We start from the raw sequence: 8,933 nt of genomic DNA on the forward strand, positions 1-8,933 counted from the left end.
AGCAGACGAGCGGCTATGGACCGGCAGACTCCGCCCCGTACCCACACCAACAGGTGACGCGATAACCCATCAAAGAGTCACGAACCGCCCTCTAACGCTTCGTGCGGCGGGGTGAGGCTTGCTGGGTGTCCGCGCCGGAGCCGACGTGCCGCTTGGTCTCCTGGGGGCCGTGCCAGTCCAGGCACATCACCGTGGCGTCGTCGTGCAGATGGCCGCCGGCCGCGTCCAGGACGGCGGTGCTCAGTGTCAGCGCGGTCTCGCGGGGGTGCAGGTGCCGGGTGTTCTTGACGAGGGCGGGCAGGTCCACCTCCTCCGCGCCGCGTTCGAGCATGCCGTCGGTGAGCATGATCAATCGGTCGCCGGGACGCAGGTCGAGCTCTTGGACCCGGTAGGGGTGGGGGATGGGCATGATCAGTCCGAAGGGCTGGTCCGCCTCCAAGGTGATCTCCTCCACCACTGCGTCGCGCATGCGCAGCGGCCAGGGGTGGCCCGCATTGATCATGTGCGCCTGCCCGGTGTGGAGGTCGATACGCACCAGTTGCCCGGTGGCGTGACCGTGCGGCCTGTGGTCGGCCAGGGCCTGGTCGGCTCGCCGGGCCTGTTCCATGAGGTCGGCCCCCTGGCGGCGGGCTCCGCGCAGGGCCCCCACCAGGACCGTCGCCGACAGCGCGGCCTGAAGGTTGTGGCCCATGGTGTCGGTCAAGGACAGGTGGAGGGTGTCGCGGTCGAGGGTGTAGTCGAAGGTGTCGCCGCTGACGTCTTCGGAGGGCTCCAGGCTCCCGCACAGCGCGAACTGCGCCGCCTCGCAGGTGAGCGAGGGGGGCAGCAGCTGGTGCTGGATCTCCGCAGCCAGAGACAGGGGCCTGCTGCGCCTTCCCCAGGTGTAGAGATCGGTGAAGCGCTGGTTGGCGATCACGATGTACGCCAGGATGTGCGCGGCCTCACCCACCGCGTCGAGCACCCCCTGACCGGGCCCGGCCGGCAGCAACAGCTCCAGCAGACCGATGGCATCGCCGCGGTTGGTGACCGGAAAGATCACCCGCTCGCCCCGGCCCGTCGTCTCCCGGTACAGCCGCTGGGTACGCACCACATGCTCGTAGACACTGCCGCGCAGGTCGATCCTGTCCGCCTGCCGCCCGGCCCCGGCCTCCGCCTGCGAGGCCGTGGACAGCGGCACCACCGCTTTCCCGGTCAGGTCCACGATCAGGAACGAGACCCGCATGGCACCAAAACGCCGCAGAAGATCTCGGGCGACCACGTCGACGGCCTCCACCGGCGCCGCCGTCTCCGCTGCCGTCAGCAGCCGGGGAAGCCCACCTTGCCCATCCACCACACACCCGCTCCCATTGGCGGACCCCCACCCACCAGAGTGAGGAGCACCACGGTGAGCGTCAAACCGGGCACCGCCCACATCACAGAACACGTCACTCACTGTCACCATACCGGTTCATCCCAGGCAACCCGCCGCCCATTCCTTGATCACAAAGGCCGGAGGTTGAGAAACAGGTACTCAGGCGACGACGCGGGCGAGGAAGTCCTTGATGTGTGCGGAGATGGTCTCGAGGTGGCTTTCGAGGGCGAAGTGGCCGGAGTCGATCAGGTGGATCTCTGCATCGGGCAGGTCCCGGCCGAAGGCCCTCGCGCCGTCTGGGCCGAAGATCTCATCGCCCGCCCCCCAAACCGCCAGCAGCGGGACCTGGGAGTCACGGAAGTACTGGTGGACCTGCGGATAGAGGTCCACGTTGGTCGGGTAGTCCCGGAAGAGCTTCAGCTGAATTTCTTTGTTGCCGGGCCTGTCCAGCAGCGCCTGGTCGTGAACCCAGTTGTCAGGGCTGACCAGTGTCGGGTCCGCGACTCCGTTCAGATACTGCCATCGGGTGATTTCGGCGGTCAGGGCGCCGCGCATGGGTCCTTCGGTGTCCGGCCCCGGAGCCTTGGCGTAGGCGAAGGCTCCGTCCCAGAACGCTTTGACGAACCCCTCTTCGTAGGCGTTGCCATTCTGCGTGATGATCGCGGTAATGCGGTCCGGCGCCTGCAGTGCCAGCCGCCAGCCGATGGGGGCGCCGTAGTCCTGGACGTACATCGTGAACCGGTCGACTCCCAGCTGCTGGAGAAGGCCGGCGGTGACTTCGGTGAGGGCTTCGAAGGTATAGGGGAAGTCGGAGAGTCCGGGCATGGCCGACTGACCGAACCCGATGTGGTCGGGGGCGATCACGTAGTACCGGTCGGCGAGCTCCGGGATGAGCCCGCGGAACATGTGCGAACTCGTCGGGAAACCGTGCAGGAGGAGCACGGTCGGCGCCTTGGGGTCACCGGCTTCCCGGTAGAAGACCTCGAGGTTGTTGACGGTGGCGGTGCGGTAGTGAACTGCGTGAGTCACGACTCTAACCCTTTCCTGGTGGGCAAGTGATTGCGAGATCAGTCGACCACAGCCAAGCCACTCAGGTTGAACTCGTGGTGTCGTGTCGCTGATCAGGTGGGTCTGATGGTCAGGCCGGTCTCGGCGAGGCAGCCGTCTATGAGGTGGCTGCGGTACTGGATGTGCCGTAAGCCGCGTCGGATGCGTTGGACGAGGTGTTCGGGCGTGTGGAAGGCGACGTTGGAGAGGGCCAGCCGCGCCGCAGGAGGGACCAGATCCCTTCGACGGGGGTTGAGGTCGGGTGCGTAGGGCGGCAGGTAGTAGATAGTCAGCCAGTCGCGTGACGCGGCGAACTCCCGCAAGCCGGCGGCCTTGTGGACGTTCAGATTGCCCCAAACGAGCACGATCGGGCCACCGAGCTGCTGGTGGGCTGCGATCAGCAGGTCCAGGTCATCACACCAGGAGTCTCAACGGCGAAGTCAAGCCGCTTGCGTGGCCGGCGGGGCGGAGGTGAACACCCGGTTGTCACGCAGCAGGGCCGACAACACGCTCGCTCGTCGGCGGGCAGGGCGATGACGGCCTGGATGTGCTTGCAGCCCTCGCCGCGCTTCTTCAGGTAGAAGTCCCGGTTCGGCCCTTCGCGGGTCATACTCGTCTGCGCGAACATGTAGAACACCCTGCGCAGGCGGCGGCTGTAGCGTTTGGGCCGGTGAAGGTTGCGGGTGCGCCTGCCGGAGTCACGTGGGACGGGCACCAGCCCGGCCGCCGATGCCAGGTGGTCGGCGTCGGAGTAGGCCGACAGGGCGCCGGCGACCACAACGAACACTGCGCGAACTCCTTCCCGCTCAGCCTCGGGACCGACGCCGGCCTCTGTGACCGCAGAGCCTGCGGATCGCGCCCTGTTTATTGTGCGTAATTTGACAGCCGCCGAGGAGCTGTTCCGAGATTCTAAACCCGCATGTATGTGTCATTCGAATAATTTCAACCGGGTATGAGCTTTGCGGCTGGGGGTCAAGATAATCATGAGGAGCGGGCCCCCTATCTGCCTGCCGTAGAAGGCCGTGCAGGTCGGAACAGGTCCTGGTCCCCTTGGATCCGGAGTCTGCGGCTTGGGTGGCCGCCCTCGAACGCGAGGAGGGTCTGGCGCACGAAGAGGCATGCGGACGACTGCACACACTGCTTCTGCGAATCGCCATGGATGGTGCCTTCCATCTTGTCGGTACCGGATCCAGGGGCCGGAGCGAACTATCTTGCCCTTCGGACTGCTGACGATGCCCTGATGCGAATCACGCATAAAATCCATGAGTATCGAGGCGGTGCCAAATTCACCACCCAGGGCTTCCGGTTCGTCGTGCTTGAGGTCTCCAGCAAATTGGGCCGGCAATTCTGGCGTGTGCCGGAGACGAATCGGAACGCCCTCTACAAGAGCATGTTCGATGCCCGTAGAAAGTTTCGGGCTCGACTGGTCGCCAGCGGGCATCTCAGTGCCGCGCGCCGACTGGCGCGCCACGACTGCCCGAGTAGTGTCGAAGGATGAGCGTCCGCCCCAGCCGGGCCGTCGCTCCAGGCGCCCCCCCTCCAGGCGGGGCGAGGCCGCTCCGGGGTCGTGCACCCAGAGAAGGAAGTAAGAAGCAGTCACCGGTCGACGCTCACTCTCGAGGGCCGTCACGATGACCGGCTGAACAACTAGGCAAGGACGGCGGGTATGCCGATCATCTCGCGTGGATTCCACGGCCGAAGGCCGCTCGACAGCAGGCAGCTGCCACCCGGGCAGTACGAGACCACGGGCTTTCCCGTGCTGTCCGCCGGGCCGACGCCTCGTGTGTCGCAGCAAGAATGGGAATTCTCCGTCACGACGGAGACAGGGGAGCGGCACGTATGGGATTGGGCGGGCCTGATGGGGCTGCCCTCGGAGTCGCCGACGGTCGATCTGCACTGCGTGACCAAGTGGTCGAAGTTCGATACCCACTGGCAAGGAGTCTCGCTGGACGTGCTGCTCGCGAATGTGGAGACGGCCGCAGAGCATGCCCTTGTCAGTTCGTACGGCGGTTACACCACGAACATCCCGCTTGCGGATCTGCTCGACGGCAACGCGTGGATCGTCCACAGCTACGACGGCAGCGACCTGGCACCCGAGCACGGTGGACCCGCACGGCTGCTGGTCCCGCACCTGTATCTCTGGAAGTCCGCGAAGTGGGTGCGCGGAATCGAGCTACGGCAGAACGACGCGCCCGGCTTCTGGGAGAGCGCCGGCTATCACAACTATGGAGATCCATGGCGAGAGCAGCGGTACAGCGGAGACTAGGCGACCGGATCCGCTGGCGTGTCACTGAGGTGGCGGATCGGCGCGTGGAGTCGGACTCGGCCGTGACACTGATACTGGACGTGCCCGAATGGCCTGGGCATCTAGCCGGTCAGCACGTGGACGTCCGGTTGACCGCCGAGGACGGATACAGCACGCAGCGCAGCTATTCCATCGCCTCCGCCCCTGGAAGTCGATACCTCGAACTGACTATTCAGCGCGTGCCGGGGGGTGAGGTGTCGCCCTATTTGGTGGACGAGTTGGTCCCCGGAGACCAGCTGGAACTGCGTGGTCCTGTCGGGGGGTGGTTCGTCTGGGATCAGCAGACCGAGCCCGTCCTGCTGGTGGCTGGTGGTTCGGGGGTGGTGCCCCTGATGAGTATGGTGCGAGCCCGCGAGACGGCCGGCAGCCGGGTGCCCTTTCGCCTGCTGTACTCGGTGAGGAGGCCTTCTGACTTGCTGTACGGTTCTGAGCTTCGCCGGGGGGCTCCGGGACTCGACACGGCGTACGTCTACACGCGGGAAGCGCCCTCGGGTTCGACGCGCACGCCCGGGCGGATCAATCCCGATGATCTGACTCGCAACGGCTGGCCCCCTGACTTTGAGCCGACCTGCTACGTCTGCGGACCCACGGGATTCGTCGAGGAGGTGGCCGCCTACCTGGTGCTTCTCGGGCACGCGTCGGAACGCGTCCGCACCGAGCGGTTCGGCGACAGTGGAGGTTGAGATGGAGTCCGTGGAGAACAACGGCGCTGACAGGGGTGGCACGGTCGACGGGCATGTCGACGGCAACGCAATGGCGGGGACCCTCGCCGAGATCTTCGCCGTCGACGTGACCGCCGCCACGAGCCGGTGCGGACACTGCGGGTGCACGGGCCCGCTCGCGCGATTGCACGTCTACGCGCATGCTCCGGGGTTCGTCGCGCGCTGCCAGCGATGTGGCGAGGTCGTGCTGCGCGTGGTGCGGGCCAGGAACACCGCCTGCCTCGACATGAGTGGCACCGCCTCACTCGTCATCCCTCTGGAGGAGGCGTAGGCCCCGAGGGCGAGACGGGCCAGGGATGGGTGCGTTCCTCGACGACACGGACGCGGACCGGGCCGACACGGATCACACCGTCCGACAGAGGTGTGCACCGAACCCCGCCCCTGCCACGCAGTGCCCGCTGCGCTCCCGGGCCGATGACACTGTTCATCCATGCGCAGGGCCGCGCGGCTCTGTTGACCGAGAGCGCTACAGGTCCGTCGCCACTGTCGAGCTCGATGTTCCAGCCGATGTATGAGTCGATATCGACGCCTCGAAGCAGAATGTTCCGCCGCGTGTGCCGGAGATCGACTGCGGGGGCGATGTGCCGAGGCAGGCCCTCCTCGGCCATGATGGTCACCGATGCATCTCGGTGAGCGCGTTGGGCGAAGTATCGGTCACCGACGATCCCGAGTTGCCGACGTACCTCGACGTGCTGGACCAGTCCGCCGACAGGGTCGGGGGCAGGTCCCTCGGCCGGACGTCCTTCGAACCGGTGCACCGGTGAGACCAGGAGCTGCACCACATACAACTCGCCCTGATAAACGCTTGGCTGGTTCATACCTCAGCGGGCTCTCTTTCCTCATAAGGCGGCTTGGCCGGTGGTGTTCTCGATGTCCTGCTCGATACCGCTTAGCAGGGCAATTCGGACACAGTCACAGCGTCGGCCTTCCCCTTCACGGGTTCGAGCCGAGTGAGGTGGAAGGGCGGCATGGATACCGCCGTACTTGTCCAGATGCTGGACGAGACCTTCAATCACGGTGTCGTGCACCACGGATACACCAGCTACATGGTCGCCCGCCCGGCCACGGTGATCAGGGGAATGCGTACGCGGCGACAGGGGGAAGTGCTCGAAGCCCACACTCTCAACCTCGCGACCGGACTGGGCGGCACGGGGTCACGGCGCACGTCTACCGTCCCGGGGCGACCGACTGGCCGGCTAGGAAACCTGAGAAGTCCGGGATGTCACGGACCTGACATCACTGCCTCCCCGGTCGCCGATTCTCGGCGACGGCTGGAAAGTAGAGGTTCGAGCGAAGCCGACAACCGGCGCGGTCACGGTGCTGACCGGGGTGTGTGCTGGGGTGTTCCGAGATGCGAGGGAGCTGTTTCCGGGACATGATCTTTGCAAGGTGTCTGGGTGGAGGAGTTGTGATGGAGCAGGGCATGCAGGTTGCGGGTCATCTGTACATGCAGACCAATGGGGTGAGGAACGAGGTCGTTCATTTCACTCGTGCGGTGGATGGCTCGCTGACGGAGGTGGAGCGGGTGTCTACGGGGGGTGCGGGGTCGGGGTTGTTCAAGCCGATCAGCGGACAGGAGAGTGCGCCGAACGCTTTTGAGGGTGCGGGCAGTGTGATCGTGTCGGCGGACCGTCGATTTCTGTTCACCACGAATGGGGGAGACAATTCGGTATCTAGTTTTGCGGTGGAGGACGGCGGGAAGCTGTCGCTGCTGGATGTGAAGCGGACGGGGAACATTGTTCCGGGGCGGAGTGGTACGGCGAAGTCGCTGGCGTTTGCGCCTGAGAGTCGCACGTTGTTTGTGCTGCATGCGTTTGGTCCGGAGCATGTGCGGTTGATGTCGGTGGATGGTGAGGGCCGGCTGAGTGCGCGGCCGGAGGGCTACACGGTGAACACTCCGGGCAAGCCGTTGCGGGTGTCGACAATGGCTGTGCTGTCGCCGGACGGGAGGTTCCTAGTGGTGGGGACGACGTTCGATGAGCCGGCGAAGGCGAATCCGGATGGTTCGCCGATTCTGTGGGCGGATCAGCCGGACGGGTCGAAGAAGTCGGTGGCGTCCAATGCACCGGATCCGGACGGGATCGTGGTGTTCCCGGTTCTGTCGGACGGTTCGCTGGGTGAGGGGATGTTCCAGGACGGCGGTGGCGGTTCGCCGTTCTATCCGGCGTTCCTGCATCACCGGCCGGATCATCTGGTGATCGGGTATGCGGTCGCTGACGGGGTTGCGCTGGCGACGTTGAATGAGCTTGGGGAGATCGGTACGGGTCCGGTGGTGAAGATCGATACGAGTGCGGGGCTGCCGTCGGAGCTGTGTTGGCTGGCGGTATCGCCGGACGACAGGTGGGTGTTCGCGACGAACTTCGGTTACAGCGACATCAGCAGTTTCCGTATCGATGGTGATGTGGTGTCGGTGGTACATAATTCGGCGTCTCCGAAGGTGCCTGGTGATGGGACGTTCCGGGCGCTTAATGGCACGGTCAGCAGTGGTCCGAGTGACAATTGGCTGTCTCCGGACGGCACGCATCTGTACCAGATCTACGCGAATGCCGCGGTTCTGGTCGGATATGCGGTGCAGGCGGACGGTTCGCTCAGCGAGGTCACCCGTGCGGAGATTCCGTACAACAGCCCGCAGGGCCTTGCAGGGTTCTGAGATGACCACGGCAGCAAGCGGCCCCGCAGAACCGCGCATCGAGACATGGGTATCGGCCCTGATGCTCAGCCCCCGGGAGACCGAGAAACTTGTGATCTACCATGTGGCGGAACTGGCTCGGAAGAGGAAGGGCAGAGGCCTCAAACTGAACATCCCGGAATCGATCGCATTGATCACCGAGGCACTGCTCGAAGCAGCTCGGGACGGGAAGTCGGTAGCCGAGGTCACCGAGTTGGGCAAACAGCTGCTGACTCGGGACGACGTCCTCCCCGGTGTTCCCGAGATGGTCAGCATGGTGCAGGTCGAGGCCACATTCCGCACGGGTACGCAACTTGTGGCCGTGGCCAACCCGATTCCTTGAGGGGCGACGATGATTCCAGGCGAGTGGTTGCTCTCCGACGAACCGATCGAGATCAACAGTGGTCGGCGCACCCTGCGCCTCTCGGTGCGCAATACGGGAGACCGGCCGATCCAGGTCGGCTCGCACTTCCACTTCTTCGAAATCAACCGGGCGCTCGACTTCGATCGCCCGGCTTCCCTGGGCATGCGCCTCGACGTGCTGTCGGGACAGTCGATCCGTTTTGAGGCGGGTGACGAGCGGGAGGTCGACCTGGTCGAGTTCGGGGGTGCCGGCCGAGTGGTCGGGTTTAGTGGGCTGCTCGACGGTGGCGTCTCTGCCCAGTGGACCGTCCGTCGAGCCCTGGCCCGTGCTGCCGAACTAGGTTTCTCCGGGATGCGGGAGCAGTCATGACGACTATTGCCAGGAGGCACTACGCCTCGCTCTACGGCCCCACAGCGGGAGACCGGTTCCGCCTCGCCGACACCGACCTGGTCGCCCGGGTGGAACGCAGTCTGATC

General features: G+C 65.3%; 11 protein-coding genes and 3 pseudogenes. 10 read left to right on the plus strand and 4 right to left on the minus strand.

The features are described from left to right. Window positions 1–91 precede the first annotated feature (91 nt). The 4 genes and pseudogenes from I003_RS0128260 to I003_RS0128275 all read right to left on the minus strand — a co-directional run. On the minus strand, window positions 92–1,273 hold the full coding sequence (locus I003_RS0128260; RefSeq protein WP_051368574.1) for a PP2C family protein-serine/threonine phosphatase: 1,182 nt from the start codon (window positions 1,271–1,273) through the stop codon (window positions 92–94). Window positions 1,274–1,510: 237 nt separating this feature from the next. After that, window positions 1,511–2,380 carry an alpha/beta hydrolase gene (locus I003_RS0128265; RefSeq protein ID WP_027774557.1) on the minus strand — a complete coding sequence of 290 codons (870 nt, stop codon included), beginning with the start codon at window positions 2,378–2,380 and terminating at the stop codon, window positions 1,511–1,513. Window positions 2,381–2,472: 92 nt separating this feature from the next. After that, window positions 2,473–2,823, minus strand: a pseudogene (locus tag I003_RS33565) (transposase); the annotation flags it as partial. Window positions 2,824–2,838: 15 nt separating this feature from the next. Beyond that, window positions 2,839–3,188 (minus strand): annotated as a pseudogene (locus I003_RS0128275) (transposase); the annotation flags it as partial. 450 nt (window positions 3,189–3,638) lie between these two features. On the opposite strand from I003_RS0128275, the gene I003_RS37145 reads away from it, so the two are divergent. The 10 genes and pseudogenes from I003_RS37145 to I003_RS35310 form a co-directional block, all read left to right on the plus strand. Beyond that, the gene (locus I003_RS37145) at window positions 3,639–3,896 is read left to right on the plus strand and encodes a hypothetical protein (RefSeq protein ID WP_486584436.1); all 258 of its coding nucleotides are present in this window, start codon (window positions 3,639–3,641) and stop codon (window positions 3,894–3,896) included. A 168-nt stretch (window positions 3,897–4,064) separates the two neighbouring features. Further along, window positions 4,065–4,664, plus strand: coding sequence for a molybdopterin-dependent oxidoreductase (locus I003_RS0128280; RefSeq protein WP_027774559.1), 600 nt, complete (start codon window positions 4,065–4,067; stop codon window positions 4,662–4,664). Continuing rightward, a complete protein-coding gene (locus tag I003_RS0128285) occupies window positions 4,634–5,386 on the plus strand; it encodes a ferredoxin reductase (protein WP_027774560.1) in 753 nt (250 codons plus the stop codon). The genes I003_RS0128280 and I003_RS0128285 overlap by 31 nt, the downstream gene beginning before the upstream one ends. 1 nt (window position 5,387) lies before the next feature. Beyond that, window positions 5,388–5,696, plus strand: a complete 309-nt coding sequence (locus tag I003_RS0128290) for a DUF6510 family protein (protein ID WP_051368576.1) — start codon at window positions 5,388–5,390, stop codon at window positions 5,694–5,696. 367 nt (window positions 5,697–6,063) lie between these two features. After that, on the plus strand, window positions 6,064–6,189 hold the full coding sequence (locus I003_RS37150; protein WP_486584437.1) for a hypothetical protein: 126 nt from the start codon (window positions 6,064–6,066) through the stop codon (window positions 6,187–6,189). Between the two features lie 204 nt (window positions 6,190–6,393). After that, window positions 6,394–6,474 (plus strand): annotated as a pseudogene (locus tag I003_RS37155) (YxiG-like protein); the annotation flags it as partial. 362 nt (window positions 6,475–6,836) lie between these two features. Continuing rightward, window positions 6,837–8,075, plus strand: coding sequence for a beta-propeller fold lactonase family protein (locus I003_RS0128300; protein ID WP_037721993.1), 1,239 nt, complete (start codon window positions 6,837–6,839; stop codon window positions 8,073–8,075). A 58-nt stretch (window positions 8,076–8,133) separates the two neighbouring features. Then, entirely contained in the window at window positions 8,134–8,436 is a 303-nt protein-coding gene (locus I003_RS0128305) for an urease subunit gamma (RefSeq protein WP_027774564.1), read from the plus strand. Between the two features lie 9 nt (window positions 8,437–8,445). Beyond that, window positions 8,446–8,826, plus strand: a complete 381-nt coding sequence (locus I003_RS33570) for an urease subunit beta (protein ID WP_037721996.1) — start codon at window positions 8,446–8,448, stop codon at window positions 8,824–8,826. Then, the coding region (locus I003_RS35310) for a hypothetical protein (RefSeq protein WP_158689037.1) at window positions 8,823–8,933 on the plus strand (111 nt) is incomplete at its 3' end. The genes I003_RS33570 and I003_RS35310, both read left to right, overlap by 4 nt.

It is taken from the genome of Streptomyces sp. CNQ329, from assembly GCF_000482585.1.

What these genes read in the sequence shown, in the direction of transcription:
- I003_RS33570 (WP_037721996.1), top strand. Translation starts at nt 8,446, where the DNA reads ATGATTCCAGGCGAGTGGTTGCTCTCCGACGAACCGATCGAGATCAAC.
- I003_RS0128285 (WP_027774560.1), top strand. Translation starts at nt 4,634, where the DNA reads ATGGCGAGAGCAGCGGTACAGCGGAGACTAGGCGACCGGATCCGCTGG.
- I003_RS0128290 (WP_051368576.1), top strand. Translation starts at nt 5,388, where the DNA reads ATGGAGTCCGTGGAGAACAACGGCGCTGACAGGGGTGGCACGGTCGAC.
- I003_RS37145 (WP_486584436.1), top strand. Translation starts at nt 3,639, where the DNA reads ATGCGAATCACGCATAAAATCCATGAGTATCGAGGCGGTGCCAAATTC.
- I003_RS0128280 (WP_027774559.1), top strand. Translation starts at nt 4,065, where the DNA reads ATGCCGATCATCTCGCGTGGATTCCACGGCCGAAGGCCGCTCGACAGC.
- I003_RS0128300 (WP_037721993.1), top strand. Translation starts at nt 6,837, where the DNA reads ATGGAGCAGGGCATGCAGGTTGCGGGTCATCTGTACATGCAGACCAAT.